27 protein-coding genes and 1 other RNA gene are annotated in these 25,765 nt (G+C 64.4%); 14 read left to right on the top strand and 14 right to left on the bottom strand.

Annotation, left to right across the window (positions count from 1 at the left end; all coding sequences use genetic code 11):
* Positions 1-44: 44 nt before the first annotated feature.
* The 8 genes from yidC to murI all read left to right on the top strand — a co-directional run bounded on the left by yidC (position 45) and on the right by murI (position 8,448).
* Complete coding sequence (gene yidC, locus HT051_RS14555) at positions 45-1,880, top strand: membrane protein insertase YidC (protein ID WP_174542699.1); 1,836 nt, start codon at positions 45-47, stop codon at positions 1,878-1,880.
* A 117-nt stretch (positions 1,881-1,997) separates the two neighbouring features.
* A complete protein-coding gene (gene yihA / locus HT051_RS14560; RefSeq protein ID WP_174542700.1) occupies positions 1,998-2,657 on the top strand; it encodes a ribosome biogenesis GTP-binding protein YihA/YsxC in 660 nt (219 codons plus the stop codon).
* 744 nt (positions 2,658-3,401) lie between these two features.
* Positions 3,402-4,247 (top strand): acetylglutamate kinase, encoded by an 846-nt coding sequence (gene argB / locus HT051_RS14565; RefSeq protein WP_174543048.1) that lies wholly within the window; start codon positions 3,402-3,404, stop codon positions 4,245-4,247.
* Positions 4,247-4,993, top strand: a complete 747-nt coding sequence (locus HT051_RS14570; protein WP_174542701.1) for a pyrimidine 5'-nucleotidase — start codon at positions 4,247-4,249, stop codon at positions 4,991-4,993. Before argB ends, HT051_RS14570 begins: the two co-directional genes overlap by 1 nt.
* Before the next feature lie 12 nt (positions 4,994-5,005).
* Positions 5,006-5,848: a 2,3,4,5-tetrahydropyridine-2,6-dicarboxylate N-succinyltransferase gene (dapD, locus tag HT051_RS14575; protein ID WP_174542702.1), complete on the top strand. Its 843-nt coding sequence runs from the start codon at positions 5,006-5,008 to the stop codon at positions 5,846-5,848.
* Between the two features lie 31 nt (positions 5,849-5,879).
* Positions 5,880-6,359 (top strand): DUF805 domain-containing protein, encoded by a 480-nt coding sequence (locus tag HT051_RS14580; RefSeq protein ID WP_174542703.1) that lies wholly within the window; start codon positions 5,880-5,882, stop codon positions 6,357-6,359.
* Positions 6,360-6,382: 23 nt separating this feature from the next.
* Positions 6,383-7,576 (top strand): succinyl-diaminopimelate desuccinylase, encoded by a 1,194-nt coding sequence (dapE, locus tag HT051_RS14585; RefSeq protein ID WP_174542704.1) that lies wholly within the window; start codon positions 6,383-6,385, stop codon positions 7,574-7,576.
* Between the two features lie 38 nt (positions 7,577-7,614).
* Positions 7,615-8,448 (top strand): glutamate racemase, encoded by an 834-nt coding sequence (gene murI, locus HT051_RS14590; RefSeq protein ID WP_174542705.1) that lies wholly within the window; start codon positions 7,615-7,617, stop codon positions 8,446-8,448.
* Positions 8,449-8,736: 288 nt separating this feature from the next.
* Here the strand turns inward: murI and murJ are convergent, their stop codons facing one another.
* Positions 8,737-10,362 (bottom strand): murein biosynthesis integral membrane protein MurJ, encoded by a 1,626-nt coding sequence (gene murJ / locus HT051_RS14595; RefSeq protein WP_174542706.1) that lies wholly within the window; start codon positions 10,360-10,362, stop codon positions 8,737-8,739.
* A gap of 28 nt (positions 10,363-10,390) precedes the next feature.
* On the bottom strand, positions 10,391-11,128 hold the full coding sequence (truA, locus tag HT051_RS14600; protein ID WP_174542707.1) for a tRNA pseudouridine(38-40) synthase TruA: 738 nt from the start codon (positions 11,126-11,128) through the stop codon (positions 10,391-10,393).
* Between the two features lie 113 nt (positions 11,129-11,241).
* Between truA and HT051_RS14605 the strand changes: the two genes are divergently transcribed.
* Positions 11,242-11,700, top strand: a complete 459-nt coding sequence (locus HT051_RS14605; protein ID WP_174542708.1) for a pyridoxamine 5'-phosphate oxidase family protein — start codon at positions 11,242-11,244, stop codon at positions 11,698-11,700.
* Between the two features lie 2 nt (positions 11,701-11,702).
* On the opposite strand, the gene fmt is transcribed toward HT051_RS14605, so the two are convergent.
* The 3 genes from fmt to def are packed head-to-tail and all read right to left on the bottom strand — an operon-like array spanning position 11,703 to position 14,588.
* Entirely contained in the window at positions 11,703-12,632 is a 930-nt protein-coding gene (gene fmt, locus HT051_RS14610) for a methionyl-tRNA formyltransferase (protein WP_174542709.1), read from the bottom strand.
* 45 nt (positions 12,633-12,677) lie between these two features.
* Positions 12,678-14,063, bottom strand: a complete 1,386-nt coding sequence (locus HT051_RS14615; protein ID WP_246810112.1) for a nicotinate phosphoribosyltransferase — start codon at positions 14,061-14,063, stop codon at positions 12,678-12,680.
* Positions 14,064-14,072: 9 nt separating this feature from the next.
* The gene (def, locus tag HT051_RS14620) at positions 14,073-14,588 is read right to left on the bottom strand and encodes a peptide deformylase (RefSeq protein WP_174542710.1); all 516 of its coding nucleotides are present in this window, start codon (positions 14,586-14,588) and stop codon (positions 14,073-14,075) included.
* Between the two features lie 341 nt (positions 14,589-14,929).
* On the opposite strand from def, the gene HT051_RS14625 reads away from it, so the two are divergent.
* Positions 14,930-16,114, top strand: coding sequence for a DNA recombination protein RmuC (locus HT051_RS14625; protein ID WP_174542711.1), 1,185 nt, complete (start codon positions 14,930-14,932; stop codon positions 16,112-16,114).
* A gap of 7 nt (positions 16,115-16,121) precedes the next feature.
* Entirely contained in the window at positions 16,122-16,625 is a 504-nt protein-coding gene (locus HT051_RS14630; RefSeq protein WP_174542712.1) for a potassium channel family protein, read from the top strand.
* Between the two features lie 4 nt (positions 16,626-16,629).
* On the opposite strand, the gene HT051_RS14635 is transcribed toward HT051_RS14630, so the two are convergent.
* Positions 16,630-17,055, bottom strand: a complete 426-nt coding sequence (locus tag HT051_RS14635; protein WP_174542713.1) for a VOC family protein — start codon at positions 17,053-17,055, stop codon at positions 16,630-16,632.
* A 102-nt stretch (positions 17,056-17,157) separates the two neighbouring features.
* Between HT051_RS14635 and HT051_RS14640 the strand changes: the two genes are divergently transcribed.
* Together HT051_RS14640 and HT051_RS14645 are read left to right on the top strand one after the other, a co-directional pair.
* Positions 17,158-18,480: an AmpG family muropeptide MFS transporter gene (locus HT051_RS14640; protein WP_208454340.1), complete on the top strand. Its 1,323-nt coding sequence runs from the start codon at positions 17,158-17,160 to the stop codon at positions 18,478-18,480.
* A gap of 56 nt (positions 18,481-18,536) precedes the next feature.
* Positions 18,537-18,734, top strand: a complete 198-nt coding sequence (locus HT051_RS14645) for a hypothetical protein (protein ID WP_174542714.1) — start codon at positions 18,537-18,539, stop codon at positions 18,732-18,734.
* A gap of 3 nt (positions 18,735-18,737) precedes the next feature.
* Here the strand turns inward: HT051_RS14645 and recR are convergent, their stop codons facing one another.
* The 8 genes from recR to HT051_RS14685 form a co-directional block, all read right to left on the bottom strand.
* Positions 18,738-19,343: a recombination mediator RecR gene (gene recR / locus HT051_RS14650; RefSeq protein WP_174542715.1), complete on the bottom strand. Its 606-nt coding sequence runs from the start codon at positions 19,341-19,343 to the stop codon at positions 18,738-18,740.
* A 117-nt stretch (positions 19,344-19,460) separates the two neighbouring features.
* On the bottom strand, positions 19,461-20,009 hold the full coding sequence (locus tag HT051_RS14655) for a peroxiredoxin (protein ID WP_174542716.1): 549 nt from the start codon (positions 20,007-20,009) through the stop codon (positions 19,461-19,463).
* A gap of 291 nt (positions 20,010-20,300) precedes the next feature.
* Positions 20,301-20,627: a YbaB/EbfC family nucleoid-associated protein gene (locus HT051_RS14660; RefSeq protein WP_174542717.1), complete on the bottom strand. Its 327-nt coding sequence runs from the start codon at positions 20,625-20,627 to the stop codon at positions 20,301-20,303.
* Positions 20,624-22,447: a DNA polymerase III subunit gamma/tau gene (locus HT051_RS14665; RefSeq protein WP_174542718.1), complete on the bottom strand. Its 1,824-nt coding sequence runs from the start codon at positions 22,445-22,447 to the stop codon at positions 20,624-20,626. The genes HT051_RS14660 and HT051_RS14665 overlap by 4 nt, the downstream gene beginning before the upstream one ends.
* Positions 22,448-22,552: 105 nt before the next feature.
* An RNA gene (gene ffs, locus HT051_RS14670) (signal recognition particle sRNA small type) lies at positions 22,553-22,647 on the bottom strand.
* A gap of 68 nt (positions 22,648-22,715) precedes the next feature.
* A complete protein-coding gene (locus tag HT051_RS14675; RefSeq protein ID WP_174542719.1) occupies positions 22,716-23,210 on the bottom strand; it encodes a DUF6790 family protein in 495 nt (164 codons plus the stop codon).
* Between the two features lie 57 nt (positions 23,211-23,267).
* Positions 23,268-24,143, bottom strand: a complete 876-nt coding sequence (locus HT051_RS14680; RefSeq protein ID WP_174542720.1) for a prephenate dehydratase — start codon at positions 24,141-24,143, stop codon at positions 23,268-23,270.
* Entirely contained in the window at positions 24,140-24,886 is a 747-nt protein-coding gene (locus HT051_RS14685; protein WP_174543051.1) for a 3-deoxy-manno-octulosonate cytidylyltransferase, read from the bottom strand. The genes HT051_RS14680 and HT051_RS14685 overlap by 4 nt, the downstream gene beginning before the upstream one ends.
* A gap of 242 nt (positions 24,887-25,128) precedes the next feature.
* Here HT051_RS14685 and HT051_RS14690 point away from each other — a divergent pair, with 242 nt between their 5' ends.
* Entirely contained in the window at positions 25,129-25,617 is a 489-nt protein-coding gene (locus tag HT051_RS14690) for a cytochrome c family protein (protein ID WP_174542721.1), read from the top strand.
* Positions 25,618-25,765 lie beyond the last annotated feature (148 nt).

Consider the following 25,765-nt stretch of genomic DNA (forward strand, 5'->3'; position numbering starts at 1 on the left):
AGACGGCATTTTTTCGGACCAGGATCAGGCTTCGGCAGACGGACATGGACGATAACAACCGCAATTTTATCCTGGCGATCATCCTTTCCATCGGCGTATTGTTCGCCTGGCAATTCTTCTTCGCCCTGCCACAGCAGGAAGAGCAGAAGGCTCAGCAGGAGAAGATCGAGAACCCGAGCCAGCCGGGACCGCAAAAGCCCGATAGCGAGGTGGCGCTGGATGGACAGGTCTCCCCTGGCCCCGGCAATACCGAGCCGCAGCGCAGCCGCGAAGCGGCGATCGCCGCATCCAAGCGCATCGAGATCGATACGCCGAGCCTGAAGGGCTCGATCGCGCTGAAAGGCGCCCGCATCGACGATCTGACCCTGAAGCGCTACCGGGTGACGGTGGAGAAGGACAGCCCCGATGTGATCCTGCTGTCCCCTGCCGGCACGCCGCATGCCTATTACGTCGAATCCGGCTGGGTGGCCGGCAGCAAGACGCAAACGCTGAAGCTGCCCGATGCGGAGACCGTGTGGACGCCTGAGAGCGAGGCGCCGCTGACCCCCGATCATCCGCTGGTGCTGACTTACGATAACGGCGAAGGGCTGACCTTCACCCGCACCATCTCGCTTGACGACGACTACATGTTCAGCGTGAAGGAAGAGATCGCCAATGCCGGCGATCAGGACGTCACCCTGCACCGCTATGCGCTGGTCTCGCGTCACGAGCTGCCGGAGACGGAAGGCTTCTACATCCTGCATGAGGGGCTGATCGGCGTCACCGACGACGGTCTGGAGGAAATCTCCTACAAGGATGCGCTGGAGGATCCGGAAGTCAGCATGAAGAGCCAGAATGGCTGGCTCGGCATCACCGACAAATATTGGGCGACCACCGTCATCCCGCAGCAGGGCAAGGAATTCACCGCCCGTTTTGCCGGGGTGGACAATAACGGCAAGGACCGCTTCCAGACCGACTATCTGGAGTCCGGGCTGACGGTTCCGGCCGGCGGCACCGCCGAGGCCGAGGGCCACGTCTTCGCCGGCGCCAAGGAGGTCGGGCTTCTCGACCACTACTCGGACGAATTCGGCATCGTGAAATTCGACCGGCTGATCGACTGGGGCTGGTTCTACTTCCTCACCCGGCCGATGTTCTATTCGCTGGATTTCTTTTTCAAGCTGGTGGGGAATTTCGGCGTCGCCATCCTGCTGGTCACGCTCTGCATCAAGCTGATCCTGTTCCCGCTGGCGAACAAATCCTACGTCTCCATGAGCAAGATGAAGAAGCTCCAGCCGGAGCTTGCGAAGCTCAAGGAGCGCTATGGCGACGACAAGATGCGCCAGCAGCAGGAGATGATGGCGCTGTACAAGAAGGAGAAGGTGAACCCAGCCGCGGGCTGCCTGCCGATCCTGGTGCAGATCCCGGTGTTCTTCTCGCTGTACAAGGTGCTGTTCGTCACCATCGAAATGCGCCACGCGCCGTTCTTCGGCTGGATCCGGGACCTTTCGGCGCCCGATCCGACCACCGTCTTCAACCTGTTCGGGCTGATCCCCTGGGATCCGCCGAGCTTCCTGATGATCGGCATCTGGCCGCTGATCATGGGCTTCACCATGTTCGTGCAGATGAAGCTGAACCCGTCTCCGCCGGACCCGGTGCAGCAGAAGATCTTCACCTGGATGCCGGTGTTCTTCACCTTCCTGCTGGCAAGCTTCCCGGCCGGTCTGGTGATCTACTGGGCCTGGAACAACACGCTCTCGGTGCTGCAGCAATCGGTGATCATGGCCCGCCAGGGCGTGGAAATTCCGCTTCTGGAAAATCTCGGCATCAAGCCGAAGGCGGCCGAGAAGGATAGCGGCAAGGGCAGCTCCAAGTCTGACGCAAAGGGCGGCAGCAAGGGGTAGCCCTGCTCCGCTTCGTCATCGCCGGGCTTGACCCGGCGATCCAGAGCGGCAAGCTCCGAGATCGTAGCCCTGGATGCCCGGGTCAAGCCCGGGCATGACGTGACCCCATCACCGCCCATGACAGATACAGAGATCGAAGAGCCCGACGCCGAAGCCGCCGCAGCGCTTGCCGCGGGCGAAAGGCTGTTCGCTCAGGGGTGCGACTTCGTCAAAGGCGTGGTCAAGATCGACGGGCTTCCGGCCGACGGGCGCAACGAGGTGGCCTTCGCCGGACGCTCCAATGTCGGCAAATCCAGCCTGATCAACGCTCTGACGGGGCGCAAGGCGCTGGCCCGGGTCTCGGTCACACCGGGCCGCACGCGGGAGCTGAACTTCTTCACCCTCGGTAAGGACGACACGCTCTATCTCGTCGATATGCCCGGCTATGGCTACGCCAAGGCGGCAAAGTCTGAGATCAAAGGCTGGAACCGGCTGATCGAGGATTATCTGAAAGGCCGGCAAGAGCTGCGCCGCCTCTTCCTCTTGGTCGACAGCCGGCATGGGCTGAAAGATTCCGACCGCGCCACCATGGCGCTGATGGACGAATCCGCGGTCTCCTATCAGGTGGTGCTGACCAAGGCGGACAAGCCGAAATCGCAAGAGCTGGCCAAGGTGATGGAGAAGCTCGCCGCGGAGCTCGCCAAGCATCCGGCGGCGCATCCGGAGATCCTGATCACCTCGTCGCGGGAGGGCTACGGCCTGCCGGAGCTGCGCGCCGCCATCGCCGCGCTGGCTTAGCGCGATCCATTTCCCTTCGACTTTGCTCTTGGCCGGACGTGCGGGCCGCACGGACTGCTCCCTCTCCCCGGCGGGGAGAGGGCTGGGGTGAGGGGGTGCCGTGCTATCGCGAGTCCCTAACCTCTCACCCGGTCCTTCGGACCGACCTCTCCCTGAGGGAGAGGTGACACCACCATTCAGCCGCCTTTTAGACCCCCCTCCTGCTCCCCCCTTTCAGGGGGGAGAGTCCCGACGTGCCAGGTTCCCTCCCCCTGCAAGGGGGAGGGTTGGGGTGGGGGTCAGGCCGATCAGCCGGCAGGCGCATGCACTTCGGCAGTTTCCCCTTAACGCCTCCCCGGCTATAAAGCGGCGGTGAGCAAGAACAAAGACACCCTGCCCGATCTGCAGAACGACCCGGAGGCGCCCGCCTCGACGGGGGAGTCGCGCCTGCCCGATCTTCAGAACGATCCGGAAGGCCCGACCGGTCATCCCCACGACGGCAAGCCGGGAGACGGCCCCTCGCATCTGCCGGGCGTGCAGGACGACCCCGAAGCGCCGCATGGCGAAGGGAAATCCCATCTGCCGGAGCTGCAGGACGACCCGGAAGGCCCGTCCGGCAAGCCGCATCACGCCGCGCCGAAGGCGGAAGCCCCGCATCCGGCCAAGCCGGAGCTGCCCGGCCTGAAGGACGATCCGGAGGCGCCGCGCAAGGCGAGCGACCCGGTGCACGATCAGGCCAAGCTGCTGTCCGAGGCGCTGCCCTTCATGCAGCGCTACGACAAGGCGACGGTGGTGATCAAATATGGCGGCCACGCCATGGGCGATCCGGAGCTTGCCAAGCAATTCGCCCGCGACGTGGTGCTTTTGAAGCAGGCCGGGGTGAACCCGGTGATCGTGCATGGCGGCGGACCGCAGATCGGCAAGCTGCTGGACCGGCTCAACATCCGCTCCGAGTTCAAGGACGGGCTTCGCGTCACCGACCGGCAGACGGTCGATGTGGTGGAGATGGTGCTGGCCGGCTCGGTGAATAAGGAAATCGTCGCCGGCATCAATGCCGCGGGCGGCCGCGCGGCCGGCATCTCCGGCAAGGACGGTAATCTGATGCGCGCGCAGAAGCTGACGCGCAGCGCCCGCGATCCGGAATCGAATATCGAGAAGGTGGTGGATCTGGGCTTCGTCGGCGAACCGGTGGCGGTCGATCCGCATATCGTCGATGTGATCATCCGTTCCGATCTGATCCCGGTGGTGGCGCCGATCGCCTTCGGCCCCGAGGGCGAGACGCTGAACATCAATGCCGACACGTTTGCCGCCTCGCTGGCCGCAGCGCTGCGGGCCAAGCGGCTGTTGCTGCTGACCGACGTGGAAGGCGTGCTGGACAAGGACGGCAAGCTGCTGAAGTCGCTGACCACCAAGGAGGTGGAAGAGCTGATCGAGGACGGCACCATTTCGGGCGGCATGATCCCCAAGATCGAAAGCTGCATGGCGGTGGTGAGCCAGGGCGTCGAGGCGGTGGTGATCATCAACGGCAAGGTGCCGCATGCGGTGCTGCTGGAGCTGTTCACCCGGCATGGTGCGGGCACGCTGATCGAGCGGCCGGGAGCGCGCAGCTGATGGCCGGGCCTGCTGCCGGATCCGGCTTCGAGACCACCAAAGCCTGGGTGTTCGATCTCGACAACACGCTGTATCCGGCCGACTGCAATCTGTTCAGCCAGATCGACACCCGCATGGGTGCGTTCATCTCAGAGCATCTGGGGCTTTCCCACGAGGAAGCCCACACGCTGCGCAAGCATTACTACTACACTTACGGCACCACGCTGGCGGGGCTGATGAAGCTGCACGACGTGCCGCCGCAGCTGTTCCTCGACTATGTGCACGATATCGACCTCTCCGCGGTGCCGCGCGCGCCGGAGCTGGCCGCGGCGGTGAAGGCGCTGCCAGGGGAGAAATACGTCTTCACCAACGGCTCGCGCGAGCATGCCGAGCGGGTGCTGACCCGGCTGGGGCTGACCGATCTGTTCGACGATATGTTCGATATCCGCTCCGCCGATTACATCCCCAAGCCGCAGCCGGAGACCTATGACCGGTTCTTGCGCGCCCATGGCGTGGCGCCGGAGCGGGCGGCGATGTTCGACGACCTGCCGCATAATTTGAAGCCGGCGCATCAGCTGGGTATGACCACGGTGCTGGTGGCGTGCGGGGCGACGGATCACCCCGAGCATCAGGCCATCGCCGGGTGGGATGCGCTGCCGCCGTTCATCCATCACTGGACCGATGCGCTGGATCAATTTTTGAGCGAGATTTCGCCCGCAGCGCTGGCGGCGGGCTCTCTCACCGTTACCGAAGACACCAAACTGTAGGCGTAAGCAATTATGAGCACAGCGGAACTGAAACCGGTCATCGAGGCCGCCTTCGAGAAGGCCGCCGATATCGGACCCGACACCAAGGGCGAAGTGCGCGATGCGGTGGAGACCACGCTCGCCATGATGGATAAGGGCGAGCTGCGCGTCGCGGAAAAGAAGGACGGCGACTGGGTCGTCAACGAATGGGCCAAGAAGGCGATCCTGCTCTCCTTCCGGCTGGAAGATTCCAAGAAGGTGAGCGGCGGGCCGGATGACGGCGCCTGGTGGGACAAGGTGCCCAGCAAGTTTGCCGATTGGAAGAGCAAGGATTTCAAGGCGGCGGGCTTCCGCGCCGTGCCGGGCGCCTTTGCGCGCTATTCGGCCTATATCGCGCCGGGCGTCGTTCTGATGCCCTCCTTCGTCAATCTCGGCGCCTATGTCGATAGCGGCACCATGGTGGATACCTGGGCGACGGTCGGCTCCTGCGCCCAGATCGGCAAGGACGTACATCTTTCCGGCGGCGCCGGCATCGGCGGCGTGCTGGAGCCTTTGCAGGCGAACCCGGTGATCATCGAGGATCACTGCTTCATCGGCGCGCGCGCCGAGGTGGCCGAAGGCGTGATCGTCGGCGAGGGCTCGGTGCTTTCCATGGGCGTCTATCTCGGCCAGTCGACCAAGATCGTGAACCGGGAGACCGGCGAGATCTTCTATGGCCGCGTGCCGCCCTATTCGGTGGTGGTTTCGGGCACGCTGCCCGGCAAGCCGCTGCCCGACGGCTCGCCCGGCCCCTCGCTCTACTGCGCGGTGATCGTAAAAACGGTGGACGAAAAAACCCGCGCCAAGACCTCGATCAACGATCTCCTGCGCGCCTAGCCAAGTGCGCAGCGGAAAGGCACTTTTCGCGATGGATTTGAAGTTTCTCTATCTCGCCTCGAAGGGCCGCATCTCGCGGAAAACCTTTCTGCTGGCGCTGATCGGTCTGATGGCAGCCGCCTATGCGGCGAGCTTCATCGTGCAGTGGATGGCGGGAACGCTGGCCGGCAACGAGCTGATGGGCCGCCTCGCCTCTGGCATGATGATGGTGATCGTCGTTGCCTTCCTGGTGGGGCTGATCTCCATCTGCGTGAAGCGGTTTCACGATCGGAACCGCTCGGCCTGGTGGATGGCGCCGCTCTATGTGGTCAGCATCGTCAGTGTGTTCGCCCTCTCCGCCAACCAGGGCGTTCCGGCGGAGGGAATCGCGAATTTCGGCATGGCCGTGCACGCCCTCTGGCTCGGCATCGTGCTTTGGATGCTGCTGGAGCTCGGCATTCTCAAAGGCACGGCGGGGCCCAATCAATTCGGTCCCGACCCGCTTGCGCGCCCGGAAGACGACGCGGGCTGAGGAGCGGAGAAAGGTCTGGCCTTATGAGTGGACATAAAGGCGGGCTTGGCGAGAAGACGATCGAGATCGCCCAGACGCTGATCCGCTGCAAGAGCATCACGCCGGAGGATGCCGGCGCGCTGACCGCGCTGGAGCAGGCGCTGGGCGGGGCGGGCTTCTCCTTCGAGCGGCTGATGTTCGAAGATCAGGACACGCCCGCGATCGACAATCTGTTCGCCCGCGCCGGGCATCAGGGCCCGCATCTTTGCTTTGCCGGACACACGGATGTTGTGCCGCCAGGAGACGAGGCCGATTGGAGCCATGCGCCCTTCTCCGCCGATATCGCCGACGGCTTTCTCTATGGGCGCGGCTCATCCGACATGAAGGGGGCGATTGCGGCCTTTGCCGCCGCGGCGCTGGATTTCATCGCCGCCAAGGGCGATGCCCTGCCCGGCTCGATCAGCTTCCTGATCACCGGTGACGAGGAAGGACCGGCCGTCAACGGCACGGTGAAGGTGCTCTCTTGGATGGCCGAACACGGCCATACGCCGAGCCACGCGCTTGTCGGCGAGCCAACCAACTCCACCAAGCTCGGCGAGACCATCAAGATCGGCCGGCGCGGCAGCCTCAACGGCACGCTGACGGTGAAGGGCATTCAGGGCCATGTCGCCTATCCGGCGCTGGCCCGGAACCCGGTCAAAGGTCTGATCGCGGTGCTGGCGAAGTTCTATGAGAGCCCGCTGGATCAGGGGAACGATCATTTCACGCCCTCGAACCTCGAGGTGACCAGCATCGATGTCGGCAACCCGGCGACCAATGTGATCCCGGCCAAGGCGACCGCCTCGTTCAATATCCGCTTCAACGACAATCACACGGCGGACAGCCTGCAAACCCTGCTGCGCGAGCAAGCGCTCGCGGTTCTGAAGGACACCGGGCTGGAAGCGGCGTTCGAGTTCCCGCCGGCCCATCCGGCTTTCGTCACCGCGCAAGGCGAGCTTTCCACGCTTCTCAGCCAGGCGGTGAGCGATATCACCGGCGAGACGCCGCAGCTTTCCACCGAGGGCGGCACCTCGGATGCCCGCTTCATCAAGGACTATTGCCCCGTGGTGGAGTTCGGGCTTACCACCGAGACCATCCACAAGGTCGACGAGCGGGCGAGCATCGCCGATCTGGAGCAGCTTGCGGTGATCTACCGGCGCTTCCTCGACCTCTATTTCCAGGTCTTCGCCAAGGCGTGAATCGCTTTGGCGGGGCGGCGATCCTGAAGGATTTTGGCATGAGCGATCAGCGGCCGATCGGCGTTTTCGATTCCGGCATGGGCGGGCTGACGGTGCTGCGCGCCATGGCCGAGCGGCTGCCGAACGAGCGCTTCATCTATCTCGGCGATACGGCGCGGCTGCCGTACGGCACCAAGAGCCCGGCGACGATCCAGGCCTATGCCCTGCAAGCCACCAAGCTGCTGATCGACGAGGGGGTGAAGATGGTGGTGATCGCCTGCAACACCGCCTCGGCTGTCGCCATCGAGCCGCTGTCGAAGGCACTCGCGCCGGTCCCGGTGCTCGGGGTGATCGAGCCTGGTGCGGCGGCCGGCGTCGCGGCGACCCACAACAAGCATATCGCCGTGCTGGCGACGGAGAGCACGGTGAAGGGCAACGCCTATGCCAAGGCCATCACCGCGCTGAACGGCGATATCCGCGTGTTGCAGCAGCCCTGCCAAGTCTTCGTGGCGCTGGCCGAGGAGGGCTGGATTTCCGGCGGGGCGGCGGAGGCGGCGGCGCAGCGCTATCTGGCGCCGCTCTTTGCGCGGGACGATGCGCCCGATACGCTGGTCTTGGGTTGCACGCATTTTCCTGCGCTGGCGGCGACCATTGCCGCGGTGGCCGGGCCTTCGGTCCAAATCGTCGATTCGGCCAAGACCACGGCGGAGGCTGTGGCCGGCGAGCTGGCGCGGCTTGGCTTAGAGAGCGACGGTCCCCGCGGCAAGACGCGGATCCTGGCGACAGATTCTCCGGAGCGCTTCGCCCGGGTCGGCGAGATCTTTCTGGGGCGGAAGCTCGCGGCATCCGAGATCGAGCCGGTCGACCTCGCCATGGGCAAGGTCGGGGGCTGAGGCGTCCGGCAGTTACACCTCCCCCTAAAAGGGGGAGGTCGGCTTGGGGCTTCCCCCAAGCCGGGTGGGGGTCAAACGACGACCCTAAGCCAACATAAGCCGACCCCCTCCCAACCTCCCCCTTTTAGGGGGAGGGGTCAGTCCGTGCTCGCGTCCCACCACCTTCGTCGTGGAAGACTTCCGCATCTGCTGCGCGGTAACGGCGTGGATGCCCGGATCGAGTCCGGGCATGACGATTGAGAGCTTGGCGGGCGAAACGCGAAATCTCCGTCTCCGGAGATTTCCGCCCTACCCCTTGCCTTCCGTTCCCTCGCCGGTCGGCACGCCGGAGATGCTGCTCTCCTCCTCTTCCTCGGAAAGTTCCGTGGCGGTGAGGGGCGCGGTGCTGCCGCGCATCAGGCTACGCAACCAGGGGCGGCCGAGCAGCAGAAGCACCGCAGCGCCATAGACGATGCCGCCGATGCCGATCAGCAGCACCAGCTCCGTCTCATCGCGGAAGGCGGGAAGACCGGCGAGCAGCCCGGGCAGAACCAGGCTCGCGCCATAGATGGCGGCGGCGAGCACCAGCCCTGCGAGGAGCAGCTTGCTAACGGGCGTGAACAGGGCCCAGCCGGGCGGGGCAAAGCCTCGGCGGCGGGCAAACCAGGAGAGCAGGCCGAGATTGATCCAGGCGCCGATGGCGGTGGCGAGCGCCAGGCCGACTTGGGCGAGCGGTCCCATGAGCACGAATTTCAGCCCGATATTGATGGCGGCGGCGCTGAGCGCGGCCATCACCGGGGTTGCGGTATCGCCGCGGGCGAAGAACGGCGCGGTGAAGCTGCGCATCAAGACGAAGGGGATCAGCCCGATGGCATAGGCGCTCAAGGTGATGCCGGCCGCGGCGGCATCTTCGGCGGTGAAAGCGCCGCGGCCGAACAGCGCCCGCATCATCAGATCGGGGATGGTGAGGGCGGCGGCGAGCACCGGCAAGGTGAGCAGCAGCGCCAGCTGGATGCCGCGGGACTGGGCCGAAGCCGCCCCTTCGTCGTCTCCGGCCGCGATGCGCTTGGACATCTCCGGCAGCAGCACGATGCCGATGGCGATGCCGACCACGCCGATGGGAAGCTGGTTGATGCGGTCGGCATAGTAGAGCGCCGAAAGCGCACCCGCGGGGAGGAAGGAGGCGATCAGCGTATCGGCGAAGAGGGCGAGCTGCACCCCGCCCGCCCCGACGATGGCCGGGCCGAGCGCCTTGAGGAAGCGGCGGGTCGGCTGGTCTAGAACGGGAAGACGGAGGCGCAGGCCGAAACCGTGGCGCTCCGCATCGATCCCGACGAGAAGCAGCTGGGCGATTCCGGCCACCAGGACGCCCCAGGCCGCGGCATGGCCTGCGGTGGGGAACCAGGCGGAGAGCGCCAGCGCCGCAATCATCGAAAGATTGAGCAGGATCGGCGCGCCGGCCGCGGCGGCGAACCGGTTATTGGCGTTGAGCTCGCCGGAGATCAGGGTTTGCAGCGAGACCAGAAGCAGCGCCGGGAAGGTGATGCGGGTCAGCGTCACGGCGAGCTGGAAGCGCTCCGGGTCTTCTTTCAGACCGTGCGCCAGCAGGCCGACCAGCGCCGGCGTATAGAGCAGCGCAATCGCGAGGATGACGAGATTGACGGCGAGCAGTGCCGCGGCGACCCGGTCGGCAAACAGCCGCGCGCGCTTCGGCCCTGCCTGTTCCAGCTCCCGGGCATAGGCCGGCACGAAGGCGGCATTGAACGCCCCCTCGGCGAGAATGGCGCGAAAATGGTTGGGCAGGCGGAAGGCGACGAAGAAGGCATCGGCCACCGGCCCGGCGCCGAGCACGGCGGCGAGCACCACATCGCGGAAGAATCCGGTGATGCGCGAAAGCAGGGTGAAGCCGCCGACGGTCGCGATATTGCGGATCATCGCGGGCGCCTCGCGCAAAACATGCCGTTCAATAGTCGACCCGGGTGAGATAGAGGCCGCAAGGGGGCGCCAGCCCGCCGCATTGGGCGCGGTCGGCGCTTTCCAGCGCCGCCTTCAGATCTTGTGGCTGCCATGTTCCCTCGCCAACCAGTTTGAGCGACCCGACCATAGAGCGGACTTGGGTATGCAGGAAGGACCGGGCGCTGGCCCGGATCTCGATCAGCTCGCCGCTCCGCTGGACGGTCAGAACGTCCAGCGTCTTCTCCGGCGAATTTGCCTGGCATTCGGCGGCCCGGAAGGTGGAAAAATCATGGCGCCCGACGAGGTGCTTCGCGGCCTCGGCCATGGCGTCGGCATCCAGCGGACGATGCACCAGCCAGGCGCGGTGCTTCTCCAGGGTCAGCGGGCTGCGGCGGTTGATAATGCGATAGAGATAATGCCGCGCCTTGGCCGAAAACCGTGCGTCGAATTCTTCATCGACCTGCTCGCACGCCACCACGGCGATCGGATCGGGGCGGAGATGGGCATTCAGCGCATCGCGCACTTTCTGCGCCCCCCAATCGCGCGACAGGTCCAAATGCGCCACCTGAGCCAAGGCATGCACGCCGGCATCGGTGCGGCCCGCGCCGCGTGGGATGAACTCTTCGCCGGAGAAAGCCGTTACAGCTTCGGCGAGACGCCCTTGCACGGAAGGCACAGTCTCCTGCGCCTGCCAGCCGCAATAGGGCGTGCCGTCATATTCGATTGTCAGCTTATAGCGGGGCATAGTTGATCGCGGCGGCGTCCTGCTCAATGCTTGGGTCAAGATCTCGGCTTGGGCGCGGGTCTCGGCAAGCTCGGCTCAAATCCAAATCTCGAACCCCAAAGGCGGATAGGGTTATGGAAAATTCTCTGAAGCAGAAAGCACTCTCCATTCTCGGCGACAACCGCATCATGAGCGTCGCCACCATAAGGCCCGATGGCTGGCCGCAAAACACCACGGTGGGTTTCGGCAATAGCGGGCTGACGCTGTATTTCGTCTGCGACCGCGGCAGCCAAAAGGCCGCCAATCTCGCCCATGACAACCGGGTTTCGGTGACCATCGATCACGACGTCACCGATATGCATTCCATCGAAGGCCTCTCCATGGCGGCGCATGCCTTTGTGGACGAGAGCAGCATGGAGAATGCGGCGGCGCTGATGGCCCAGAAATATCCCGGGGTGATCGATTTTCCCGTTCCCGATCCGAGCCAAGTGCATCTCGTCCGCCTGGTGCCCAAGGTGATCTCGGTGATCGATTACAGCAAGGGCTTCGGCCATGCCGATACGGTGGAGATCGGGCCGGACGATCTGAGCTGAGCTCAATTGAGACGGCTGCCGGCGGCAAGCGGCATGCCGCGCAGGAAATCCTCCGCCTGCATCGCCTTCTTGCCGGCGCGCTGAACCTGAAGCAGACGCAGCGCCCCTTCCCCGCAGGCAACCGTTAGCGTGTCGTCGAGCAGCGTGCCAGGCGTACCCTGGCCCTTGCCAAGCTCGGCGCGCAGCACCTTCACCCGCTCGCGCTTGCCGTCGCGCTCCAGCTCGAACCAGGCGCCGGGGCGGGGTGCGAGGCCGCGGATCTGGTTGTGGATCTCTGCCGCCGGTTTCGACCAATCGATACGCCCGTCCTCCGGCTTGATTTTCGCCGCATAGGTGACGCCTTCGGCGCTTTGGGAAACGCAGTCCAGCGTTCCGGCTTCGGCGCGGGACAGCGCCTCGACCATGAGCCGCGCGCCATCTTCGGCCAGTGCATCGTGCAATTCGCCGACGCTCATCGCGAGCGGAATCGGGATGTGGGATTGCAGACAGACATCACCGGTATCCAGCCCTTCATCCATGCGCATGATGGAATTGCCGCTCTCGGCATCGCCGGCCATGATCGCGCGCTGGATCGGGGCGGCGCCGCGCCAGCGCGGCAGCAGCGAGGCATGCAGGTTGAAGCAGCCGAGGCGTGGGGCTTCCAGGATCGGCTTCGGCAGGATCAGCCCATAGGCGACGACCACGGCGAGATCGGCGTGAAACGCCTTGAATCGCGCCTGCTCTTCTTCCGATTTCAGGCTTTCGGGGGTGAGCACGGTGAGGCCTTGGCTCTCGGCGAAGGCGTGCACAGGGGTCTTGCGCAGATCCATGCCGCGGCCGGCGGCGCGGGGCGGCTGGCTATAGACCGCCACCACATCGTGGCCGGCATCGAGAATGGCTTTGAGGGTGGGCACGGAGAAATCCGGCGTGCCCATAAAGACGATACGCATCATGGCGGGGTGTTTAGCACGAGTTTCCGATAAGCGGTGCGCTAAGCGCTAGGCCGCGTTCTCTTCCTCGATCTCGTTGCGGATCTCGTCCTGATAGGCCTGCAGCGCGGGGCTGATCTCGACCGTATAGGGCGGATCGGCCGGCTCCAGTCCGCGCAAGGCCGGCGGCAGCTTGGCGCATTCGATGGCGGCATAGTCGCGCCTTCGATCGAGGCTCAGAGCGGGGTTAAGGCGCTTGCCGCCGCGCATGACCGGCTCGAGCAGCGGCTGGCCGCCGAGGGTTTCGCCTTCGCGGGCAATGATATCGCGGCGGGCGATGCCGCCCTCCTCGATGCGGAAGACCTGCTTGCGCCCGGGCAGAACCGGCTTTCCGGTGGCGAGCTTGATGCGCCCCTCGCCGGCATAGGATGTCAGCTTATAGACCAGGTCGAGACCGGGCGCATCGCTCGACAGCCCCATGGCAGTGCCAACGCCGAACCCGTCGATCGGCGCACCGGCGGCAACCAGTTCGGCGATGGCATATTCGTCCAGCCCGCCGCTGGCGAAGATTTCCACTTGGCCGAGCCCTGCCGCATCGAGGCGACGGCGCGCCTGTTTGGCAAGCTCCGCCAGATCGCCGGAATCCAGTCTTATGGCGCGAACACCGAAGTCTTCGCCCAGCTCGCGTGCCAACGCGATGACCTTATCGACGCCGGCCAGGGTGTCGTAGGTATCGACGAGGAGAATGGTCTCGGGAAAGATCTTGGTGAAGGCGCGGAAGGCCTCCATCTCGTCGTCATGGGCCTGGATATAGCTATGGGCCATGGTGCCGGAGAGGGGCACGCCGTAGAGCTTGCCGGCCAGGACGTTGGAGGTGCCGGCGACGCCGGCGACATGAAAGGCGGGCACCGCTTTCAGCGCCGCGTCGATCCCCTGCATGCGGCGGGGCGCGAAATCGACGACCGCCCGCCCGTCCGCCGCATCGACCACGCGCACCGCCTTGGAGGCCAGCGTTGTGGCCAGATTGATCTGGTTCATCACCAGGGTCTCGATGAGCTGGGCCTGCGGCAGCGGGGCGACGATCTCCAGGATCGGCTCATTGGCGAAGACCGGCGTTCCTTCGGCTATCGCATAAACATCGCCGCGGAAGCGGAAATCGGCGAGATGGCGGAGGAAGGGCTCGGAGAACAGACCGAGCGTTTCGAGATAAGCGAGATCGCTATCACTGAAGGCGAGGCTTTCCAAATAGTCCAGCACCGTCTCCTGGCCGCAAGCCAGCAGATAGTTGCGCGTCTTCGGCAGGCGCCGGACGAACAGGCTGAACACCGCCTCATGCTCCAGGGCCTCGTCGAAATAGGCCTGGAGCATGGTGAGCTCGTAAAGATCGGTGAACAGCGCCAGGGCGCTTCCCGGAACGAGCGTGGCGTCGTCGGATATCGGCTTTAAGCTATCCAAGCGCGGCCTCTAAAGCACCTCGGCCTTTTTCGACTTGGTGAGCTTGCGTACGATCATGTCGCGCTTCAGCCGCGAGAGATAATCGATGAACAGCACGCCGTTCAGATGGTCGACCTCATGCTGCACCAAGGTGGACCAGAGATCCTCGAAGCTGCCCTCTTGCGGCTTGCCTTCCGCGTCGAGATAGGAGACGCGGATGATCGCCGGGCGCTCGATCTCGGCGGTCTGCTCGGGGATGGAGAGGCAGCCCTCCTCGTGGCTGCGCATCGCCTCGGAGCGCTCCAGAATGGTCGGGTTGATCATCACCAGCGGCTCGGGCTCGTCGTCGTCCCGCGCCGGATCCATGACGACAAGCCGGCGCAGCACGCCGATCTGCGGCGCGGCCAGGCCGATGCCGGGCGCCTCGTACATGGTGTCGAACATGTCGTCGATCAGACGCTTCAGATCGTCGTCGATACGCTCGACCTGCTCCGCCTCCTGGCGCAGCACCGGATCGGGGATGGTGATGATGGGTAACGTGCTCATATGCGGCTGAGATAAGGCGGCGCGGCCCGGCGGTCAACTGGAAGGGCTGTGGCCCAGGCTCCCGCTGCAAACACCATCGTCATGCCCGGACCGCGCTCAAGTAGCGCCGAGCGCGATAGCGCATAGAAGAGGCCGGGCATCCACGCCGTTTCCGTGACGCAAGTTCAGCGCTTGCTAGCAGGGACCATTCGTTGCCGAGGGGTAACGGCATGGACCCCCGGGTCAAGCCCGGGGGTGACGAAGGAGAGGGAGTGACGTCCGGCACCGATTGCTGGGGAGAGTGCCGTGCAAATGTTCCCGTTTTGGTCTTGAGCAGCGTCCGAATCGGATACAGTGCGCCGATGTTTTCCGAACCCATTCAAATCGGCACGCTGTCCCTCGATCCGATGCTGGTGCTGCTGGGCATCGCAGGGCTCGGCGTTTTGATCCTGCTCGCACTGCTGATCACCTTCATCGTGATGCTGTCGCGGCGAAAATCCGAGGCCCGCAGCTCGGACGAGCAGATGACGGAGCTGAAGGTGCGGCTGCAGACCCTGGCCGAGGTCTCGGTCAACCGCCATGGCGAGCTTGCCCGCGCCGTCAACGAGCGGCTGGACCGGATGAGCCACCGGGTCGGCGCCGACCTCACCGAGACCAGCCGCAAGACCCATGAGAGCATCGCCAAGCTGAACGAGCGGCTGGCGGTGATCGACACGGCGCAGAAGAACCTGACCGATCTCTCCTCCAACATGGTGAGCCTGCAGCAGATCCTGGCCAACAAGCAGGCGCGCGGCGCCTTCGGCCAGATGCGCATGGAGACCATCATCACCGATGGGCTGCCCAAGGGCTCCTACAGCTTCCAGCCGACCCTCTCCAACGGCCGCCGGCCCGACTGCATGCTGCATATGCCCAACACCGAGGCCGGCGTGGTGGTGGATGCGAAATTCCCGCTGGAAGGCTTCGAAGCCTTCCGGGTGGCGCGTTCCGAAGCCGAGCGCAAAGAGGCGGCGCGGCGTATCAAGACCGATGTCGCCAAGCATATCGACGATATCGCGGCGCGCTATTTCATCCCCGGCGAGACCCAGGATACGGCGATTCTTTTCGTGCCCTCCGAATCCATCTATGCCGATCTGGCGGAGCATTTCTCCGATCTGGTGCAGAAGGCGCACCGGTCCCGCGTGGTGATCTGCGCGCCGAACATGCTGATGCTGGCGGTGCAGACCATGCAGGCGATCCTGAAGGACGTGCAGATGCGCGAGCAGGCAGGGCTGATCCAGAAGGAAGTGGCGATGCTGGCCGCCGATATCGGCAGGCTGGGCGACCGGGTTTTGAACCTGCAAAGCCATTTCGCGCAAGCCAACAAGGATATCGACCAGATCGTCACCTCGTCGGAGAAGATCGCCAAGCGCGGGCGCAAGATCGAGAACTTAGAGTTCGATCAGAGCCCTTCGGAGATTTCACAACCTGCCCGCGCCGCAGGACCGCGCATCCAGCGCGAGGACACGCCGAAGCCGCGCGCGCAGGCCGACTTTCTGGCGGGGGAATAGAGGCGCGATGCTGACACCGGGGGTGGGACTGGAAGCGACCTGGGACGAGCTGATGGTCGGCGGGGGCACCAGCGCGGTCAATCTGGTGATCCATTCGGTGCTGCTGGCCGTCATCGTGCACACCGCCGAGCGCATCGCCAACAGATCCTGGACGCTCTATGGCTGGGGGTTTTCCGACCTGATCCAGCGTTCGGCCGTGATCATCACCACCGGCGTGCTTCTGGTCATCGCCCACTACGTGGAGGTGCGGGTCTGGGCGCTCACCTATGAATGGGTGGACGCCGCGCCGCCCAACACGCCGCTGGTCTATTTCGCCTTCTCCAACTACACGACGCTCGGCTATGGCGACATCGTGCCGGTGGATGAGTGGCGGCTTCTGGGACCGATCACGGCGCTGAACGGCGTGATGCTGATCAGCTGGTCCACGGCATTGGTCTACGCCGTCCTGCAAGGAACCGGCGTGATGAAGATCCGGGGCGGGGCAACGAGCAAACGCGACCAGGCGCCATAATTGCTCAAGCCTCGCCCCCGGTCCTTTCGCCCCATTTCATGCCTTCCAGCTTGAGCCCGTCGGGATCGAGAAAGAACACGGCGTAATAATCGTCGTAATACTCATCGGCCGGATCGACGATGGTCGCGCCCTGGGCTTTCAGGAAATCCTGCAATTCGTCGACATCGTTGCGGTTGCGCAGCTCGAAAGCGTAGTGGTGGAAGCCGACATCGCCAATGCGGTGCTTGTGCTTCTTGCCCTCCGCGTCGGCCTGGCCGATCCAAAACCGCGTCTTGCCGTTGGTCCAGCCGATCATGTCGCCATATTCCGCCAGCACTTCGAAGCCGAGAAAGGCGAACAGCGCGCCATAGAAGCGCTTGGATTTTTCGTAATCACTGACGCGGATCACCAGATGGTCGATGCCGACGACGCGGCATTCGGGCTTCGCCATAACGCAAGGCTCCTGTTTTAAGTTTGCCTGTGGCGGGACAAACGTGGCAGCCAGGGAAACGTTGCGGACGGGCGCCGCGGCGAAGGACCGCGAAGGGCGAGGATGATGACGGGGACCGGAGAAACGGACGAGCAGCCGAGCCTGGCGGATATCCGCCGCAGCTGGACCGAGATTCTGTTCAGCCGCAAGATGCTGGCCTGCGTCTTCCTCGGCTTCAGCTCCGGCCTGCCGCTCTATGTGCTGATTTCGCTGGTGCCGGCATGGCTGCGCAGCAACGACGTGGACCTCGCCACCATCGGCCTGTTCGCCCTGGTCGGGCTTCCCTATACCTGGAAATTCCTGTGGTCGCCCCTGATGGACCGCTACAAGCTGCCGTTTCTCGGCCGGCGGCGGGGCTGGGCGCTTCTGGTGCAGCTCGTTCTGCTCATCTCCATCGGCGTGCTCGGCGGGTTCAATCCGGCCACCTCGCTGCAAAGCATCGTCGCGGTGGTCTTCATCGTCGCCCTGTTCAGCGCCAGCCAGGACATCGTGATCGATGCCTATCGGCGCGAGCTCCTGGCCGATGACGAGCTCGGGACCGGCACCTCGATTTTCGTCAATGCCTACCGGCTCTCCGGCCTGGTGCCCGGAGCGCTGGCCCTGATCCTCGCCGACCATCAGCCCTGGTCGGTGGTGTTCTGGGTCACTGGCGGCTTCATGCTGATCGGCATCGCCACCACCATGCTGATCAAGGAGGTGAGCGACGATGCGCTGGCGCCGCATACATTGCGCGAGGCGGTGGTCGATCCCTTCGTGGAGTTCTTCAGCCGCGACGGCGGGCTCAAGACAGGGCTGGCCATCCTGGCCTTCCTGTTCCTCTACAAGCTGGGGGACAACATGGCCACGGCGCTGGCGACGCCGTTCTATATCGATATGGGCTACAGCCTGACCGAGATCGGCTCGGTGGCCAAGGTGGCAGGGCTGTGGGCCAGCATCGCCGGCGGGGTGCTCGGCGGCATCATCATGCTGAAGGTGAGCATCAACCGGGCGCTGTGGCTGTTCGGCTTCGTGCAGCTCGGCACCATCGTGCCCTATATCTGGCTGAGCCAGGCGGGGCATTCGCTCCCCGGGCTGTTCGTGGTGGTGAGCGGGGAATATCTCGGCGTCGGGCTCGGCACCATCGCGCTGACCGCCTTCATGGCGCGGGAGACCAGCAAGGCCTTCACCGCCACCCAGTTCGCGCTGTTCTCAAGCTTCATCGCCGTGCCGCGCACTTTGGCCAATGCCTCGACGGGCTTTATCGTCGATGCAGTGGGCTGGACGCAGTTCTTCATCCTCTGCGCCTTCATCGCCATTCCCGGCATGCTGCTTTTGTTCAAGGTGGCGCCGTGGACGGAAAAACCGCCGGTGGAGGCGCCGCCGGCTCCAGCGCCGCGGGTTCCCTAGACAGCCACGCCTTTGGTACCAACCAAGCGGCGCGCACAGATCGGCAAGGAAAGCCCATGAGTACGACTGCGAAATGGATCTTGGCGATGATCGGCGCCACCGTCGCCAGCTTCGTTGCCGGCGCCTTCAGCGGTAGCGAGATCGAACGCGGCGTCTGGCTGGAGATGATGGGCAAGCTGCAACTGTCGCCCGCCTGTTTCGACGAGATGAAGGCCGGCTTCGAAGGCCTGCTGGACGAGATGGAGGAGGAATAACCCCTAAACCGCCTTGCGGGCCTTGATGGCCGCGGCGAGGGTGCCGTCGTCGAGATAGTCGAGCTCGCCGCCGACGGGAACGCCATGGGCAAGGCGCGATATGGAGACGCCGGCCCCTTGCAATTGCTCGGAGATGAAATGGGCGGTGGATTGGCCCTCGACCGTGGCGTTGAGCGCCAGCAGCACTTCGGTGACGCGCGGATCCTTGGCGCGCTCGATCAGGCTGCCGATGGCGAGGTCTTCGGGGCCGATGCCGTCGAGCGGCGATAAGGTGCCGCCGAGCACATGGTAGAGGCCGCGCAGCACGCCGGCCCGCTCCAGCGCCCACAGATCGCCGACCTCCTCCACCACGCAGATCAGCGAGCGGTCGCGGGTCTCGTCGGTACAGATGCTGCAGGGATTGGCGGTGTCGATATTGCCGCAAACCTCGCAGGTGACGATGGTGTCCTTGGCGACGTTGAGGGCGGAGGCGAGCGGCTCTAACAGCTGCTCTTTCTTCTGCACCAGATTGAGCGCCGCACGCCGGGCCGAGCGGGGGCCGAGCCCCGGCAGCCGCGCCAGAAGCTGAATCAGATGCTCGATTTCGGGACTTGCAGTGCCGCGCGCCATCGCTTGCTTGCCAACAAAGGATTTGCCGAGAAAAGCCGGAGGCCAGGCGGGAATCACCGCCTCGCCTCCATGCCGGTCACGTTAGCACGCGGGCCGAGCCTTGTTGATGCCGAACGCTTACGCGGCGGCGGACTCGTCGGCCTTTTCGAGATACTCGGTCAGGGTCTCCGGCGAGCTTACGCCGTAAGGGTCCTCGGGGTGGTTGTCGCCGAGACCCGGCTCCTCGAACCACGCCTCGATCACGCCGTCATTGACGATGGCGGCGTAGCGCCAGGAGCGCATGCCGAAGCCGAGATTGCTCTTGTCGACCAGCATGCCCATGCGGCGGGTGAACTCGCCCGAGCCGTCCGGAATCACCTTGACGTTCTCCAGCTCCTGCGCCTGGGCCCATTTGTTCATCACGAAGCTGTCGTTGACCGACAGGCAGTAGATGTCGTCGACGCCGAGCTCCTTGAACGTGTCGAAGGCTTTCTCGAAGCCGGGCAGCTGATAGGTGGAGCAGGTGGGGGTGAAGGCGCCGGGCAGCGAAAACAGGATGACGCGCTTGCCGGCGAAATAATCATCGGTGGTCTTGTCTTCCCAGCGGAACGGGTTCGGTCCTTCGATGGACTCGTCACGCACGCGGGTGCGGAACGTGACCTTGGGGAGTTTGGTGCCAGTCTTCATTTTAAAACCTTGGACTCTTCTTAGCGTTGGAACTTCAGTGCGCCGACTGCTTGAGCGTCCCAATCCCTATGGATGCCGCGGGCAAGGCGAGCCTCGTGGCAAAGCCTCATGGCAAGCTCGACCGTTTGCTGCGGCGACGTTTTTTGTTTGCCGAGCATTTTTCGGCCGGCCTTGAGCTTTCGCGGTGGGGCCGGCTCAACTTCGGAAAGTCGGGATTATAGGCGGTTTTCGCCGCGCGATCTTTGCGTCATATCGCGGCACGCTGGGGGCCGCGGCGGCGCGGGCGGCAGGCTAGCCGCCGAAGGGATTCATTCCCGGCGGGAGCGACAGGCCGCCGGTGAGGCCCTTCATCTTCTCCTGCATCATCGCCTCGACCTTGGCCTTGGCGTCGTTATGGGCGGCGACGATGAGGTCTTCGACGATCTCGGCCTCGTCGGGCTTCATCAGCGAGGGATCGAGCTTCACGCCGGTCATCTCGCCCTTGCCGTTCAAGGTGACGGTGACCATGCCGCCGCCGGAGACGCCGTCCACGGTCGCATCGGCAAGCTCGGCCTGCAGCTCGGCCATGCGGCCTTGCAGCTCCTGGGCCTGCTTCATCATGCCCATCAAGTTCTTCATCCGCTTCTTCCATCCTCTTTGCGCCGTTCATCGGCGAATGGCTGATCCATATCGGTTTCCGGTTCCGGCTCGCCGGTTTCTTCGGAGAGCGGCCGGATATCCTCAATTTTCGCATCCGGGAAGTGGGCAAACACCTCCTTGATCGCCGGATGGCTGCTGATCTCGGCAATCTCGGCGGCACGCGCCTCGCGGCGCTTCTCGCCGAGGGTCGCCTCGCCTTCGGCCTCCATATCGACGATCACCGCCCAGCTCGAGCCGGTCCAGATCTCAAGCCAGCGCTTGATCTCCTGGGCCAGCTCCTTGGGCGCCGTCGGCGTCGGCTTGATCACGATCTTGCCCGGCGCGAAACGCACCAGGCGCACCTCCTCCATCAGCTTGCGCTTCAAGATCAGGTCGCGATTCTCCTCGGCGAGCGAGATCACATCCTCGAAGCTTTTGGGCTGCGGCAGGGCGGGACCGGGATCGGCCTCTTGCGGCGGCTGGTAAGGCGGCGGCTCTTCGGCCTGCGGCGGTGGGGCTTTGCGGCGTTCCGCCTCCTCCCGCAAGCTGGCGACAGGGGCCGGATCGCGCTGCGGCGCGGCAGGCTGGCCGCCCGATCCGCTCTTACCGCTATTCGGCGCGGCGCCGCCCTCCCCCTTCTCAATCCGGCCGACGAGATCGCCGGGGGTGGGAAGGTCGGCGGTATAGGCGATGCGCACCAGCACCATATCGGCGGCAGCCAAAGGCCGGGGCGCGTTCTGCACCTCCTCATGACCTTTCAGCAGCATCTGCCAGGCGCGAGCGAGAACGGGAATGGAAAGCGTCTTGGCCAGCGCCACCGCGCGCTCGGTCTCCGCCTCCGGCATGGCGCCGTCGGCGATCTTGCCGCCGGTCGCCTTGATGCGGGTGACGGCATGCACCGCCTCGGCGAGATCGGCGATCACCTGAGCCGGCTCGGCACCGTCGCGGTTGAGGCCGGCAAGCTGCTCCAGCGCAGCCCCGGTCTCGCCCTTCAGCACGGTCTCCAGCAAATCGAAGATGCGGCCGCGATCGGCGAGGCCCAAAAGCCCGCTGACGTCTTGGGCGGTGAGCTCGCCGGTGGCGAAGGCCAGTGCCCGGTCCAGAATAGAGAGCGCATCGCGCACCGAGCCTTCCGCCGATTTTGCGATCAGGGCCAAAGCCGGTTCGGCGGCCTTGGCGTTCTCGGCTGCCGCCACCTTGGCGAGATGGCCGGTGAGCGGCTCGATATCGATGCGTTTCAGATCGAAGCGCTGACAGCGGGACAGCACGGTCACCGGGACTTTGCGCACCTCGGTGGTGGCGAAGATGAACTTCACGTGCTCCGGCGGCTCCTCCAAGGTCTTGAGCAGGCCGTTGAAGGCCGCCTTGGAGAGCATGTGCACCTCGTCGATGATGTAGACCTTGTAGCGCGCCGTGTTGGGCTTGTAGTGGGCGCTGTCGATGAGATCGCGGATATCGTCGATGCCGGTATGGGAGGCGGCGTCCATCTCGATCACGTCGAGATGACGGCCTTCCAGAATGGCCCGGCAATGCTCGCCCTCCTGCGCCAGATCGATGGTCGGGCCGCCCTCGCCGTCGGCGCCGACGTAATTCAGCCCGCGGGCGATGAGCCGCGCGGTGGTGGTCTTGCCGACGCCGCGCACGCCAGTGAGCATATAGGCTTGCGCGATGCGGCCCTGCGCGAAGGCGTTCTTCAGGGTCTGCACCATCGCATCCTGGCCGATCAGCTCGGCGAAGGTGTTGGGGCGGTATTTGCGGGCGAGCGCGGTGTGGCTCTCGGGAGCGGGCTTTGCGGGGTCTATCTCTCCGGCTCCGGCCATAGGGGCAAAAATCCCAAACGAACCGCTCGCAAGCCCGATAATGCCCTTCAAAAGACCTTGGGCGCGGCGGAATTAAAGAACGTCACGCGAGGTGGGCGGTAGAAGCGGGAGGCTGGACGAGCAACCCGCGAAACGCTCGTTAGGGCTGCTTCCTTCCGGACCTGACCCGGTTGGCGAGGCACGCGCCTGCTGCCAACCTCCCTAACGGCAGTATATCGGCTATCGGACCGTCCTTAGCAACCCTCAACCCGGGCTGCGGGGGCTGCGGTCACGCGACGCGGCCGGAAAATCCGCCTTCGCGCCAATACAGAAACAGCAGCAAAAGCAGCCAGAGCGCGATGAATCCGTCGGAAAAGATCATCAGGAAATTGTAGGGCGCGTAATTGCCGTGGGCGACGGTCTGGTAGACATGGCCGATGGTGGCGCCGAGCATGAACAGCGCCCAGCCGAGCCCCGTCGCCAGCCAGAACGTGCCGCCGATCCAGATACAGAGGAAGCCGAGCACACCCCAGGCACCGTCATGGATGCCGACCTCGGTCTGGAACGGGCTTCCCGGCGCCCAGCCGATTTCCTTGGCGGTCTCGGCAGCGAAGAAAATATGGGGAATGAAGCCGAAGATCAGCCCCATGACGCCGACGCCGAGGACCAGGGCGTAGAGCAGGAGAATGCGCAGCACGCGGAGCTTGCCGCGCGGCTGCTTGCTCAAGAAAAGATGGAGTAGCGGCAAAGCCACGCTTAAGGCAGCGACAGTCAGGCCGATCATCTTCGCCCTCCTTCGGCAGCAACGGGCAAAGGATACGCGATTCGGGGCGAAACGGACCTAGTCGCTTTGCGCGTTGATCTTGGCGCGGAAGGGGCTGGCCGGATAGGTGCCGAGGATCTTCAGCTCCGCCGAGAAGAAGGCCAGCTCCTCCAAAGCGAGCTTGACCAGGCGGTCTTCCGGATGGCCCTCGATATCGGCATAGAACTGGCTGGCATTGAACGAGCCGCCGAGCTGATAGGATTCCAGCTTGGTCATGTTGATGCCGTTGGTGGCGAAACCGCCCAGCGCCTTATAGAGCGCCGCCGGCACGTTGCGCACCCGGAACACGAAGGTGGTGATGACGGGCCCGTTTCCGGGCTCGGGCGTCTTGAATTCTGGCGTCTTGGGTTCGGTGGCCAGGATCACAAAACGCGTGGTGTTGTGCTCGGCATCCTCGATATCGGAGCGGGCGACCTTGAGACCGTAGATCTCCGCGGCCAGGCCGGAGGCGATGGCGGCGCGGGTCTTGTCCTTGGATTCGGCCAGATCCTTGGCGGCACCGGCGGTATCGGCCTCGGTCACCGGTTTCAGCTTCAGCTCGCGGATCACCTTGCGGCATTGGCCGAGCGCCATGGTGTGGCTGTGCACGGTCTTCAGCCCGTCCAGCGGCGCATCGGGCAGGGTGAGGAGCTGGTGGCGCACCCGCTCGAAATGCTCGCCGATGATGAACAGGCCGGACTCGGGAAGAAGATGATGGATATCGGCGACGCGGCCGGCCACCGAATTCTCAATCGGGATCATGGCAAGCGCCGCCTCGCCCGATTTCACCGCGGTGAGCGCATCCTCGAAGGTGGCGCAGGCCAGCGGCTCCATATCGGGATAGGCATCGACGCAGGCGAGGTGCGAATTGGCGCCCGGCTCGCCCTGATAGGCGATGTAAGGACTTTTGCTCATGATTGTCCGGAAGTGCTGAGAAAGGCCCGCGCCCGCTCAAGATCGGCCGGAGTATCGACACCGAGCGGAACGGTGTCAACGAGCGCCACATTGATGCGCATGCCCGCTTCAAGGGCGCGCAGCTGCTCAAGCTTCTCGCGCTGCTCTAGGGCCGATTGCGGCATGGCGACGAAGCGCTCCAGCGCCTGGCGGCGATAGGCATAAATTCCGATGTGATGATAATGCGGCCCTTCGCCATGGGGGGCGGTGGCGCGGGTGAAATACAGCGCCCGAAGCACGTCCGGGGTGGCCGTGGCGGCGCCCACCACCTTGACCACGTTGGGATTCTCGCGCTCCTCCTCCTCGGTGATCTCGGCGGCGAGCGTGGCGATATCGGCCTCGCCCTCGTGCAAGGCGCCAAGGCAGGCTTCCACCAGATGGGGGTCGAGGGTCGGCAAATCGCCCTGCAGATTGACGATGGCCTCGACCTGGTTTTCCGGATCAATCTCTTGCAGCGCCTCGAAAATCCGGTCCGAACCGCTCTGGTGATGGCCGCCGGTCATCACCGCCTTGCCGCCGGCTCCCAGAATCGCTTGCCGGATTTCCTCAGAATCGGTTGCCACAAACACCTCACCGCAGCGGGCTTCCGCCGCGCGGCGCCAAACATGAACGATCATCGGGGCATCTCCGATCATCGCCATGGGTTTATCGGGCAAACGGCTTGCTTTAAGCCGCGCAGGAATAACAATGAGAGTCTTGCACATATTGGATTTGCTCGACATAACAGGCCGTCGACAATTCGGTGTAGCGGCTTTTTGGCTCGTTTGCTGTGTTCATCGCTTTAGTTGCCATGGCGTGGGGCGCCCATTAGTCTCAGCCGCCGCCGCAAAAGGTCATAAGACGCCTTTGTATCCCGGGGGGAAGAACCAAGATGAATAGTTACCGCCTCAATCAAATCGCGATGGCCGTATTGGCCGCTTTAGTCCTATTTTTCGGTACGCGCACGATGATTAACATCATCACCGCAGAACACGAGACCGATACTGCCGGTATGCATGTGGAAGGCGGCAAGGAAGAAGGCGCCAAGGCCGAGGCCGAAGCGCCCGCCGACGCCGGGCCGGATCCTGTCCTGGCTATGCTGGCCGATGCCAGCGTGTCAAAGGGCGAAGCTGCGGCCGGCATCTGCAAGGGCTGCCACACTGTGGATAAGGGCGGCCCCAACACGGTCGGCCCGAACCTCTGGAACATCGTGGATCGTCCGGTCGGCAGCCATGAGGGCTACGACTACTCCACGGCGGTGAAGGACCATGGCGGCGATTGGACCTACGCTGCGCTCGACGACATGATCGAGCATCCGGCGGTGCATATTCCGGGCACCAAGATGGCCATGTTCCCGGGCATTCCCGATGCCAAAAAGCGCGCCGACATCATCGTTTACCTGCGCACGCTGAGCGACGATCCGAAGCCGCTGCCTGAAGAAGGCGGCTCCGAGTAAGGCTCGCGCCTCTTCTCAAGACCTGTTTTCGAAGCGGGCACCGGTTAGACGCCGGTGCCCGTTTTGTTTTGGCGGTTCACCACCTAACCGATAATTCATTTGGGGTTCGGGGCTGCCATGGTAAGACCCCAAATCCGCAAAACGAGCG

Origin of the sequence: Methyloligella sp. GL2 (assembly GCF_013341275.1) — a bacterium.
Classification (GTDB): Bacteria; Pseudomonadota; Alphaproteobacteria; order Rhizobiales; family Methyloligellaceae; genus Methyloligella.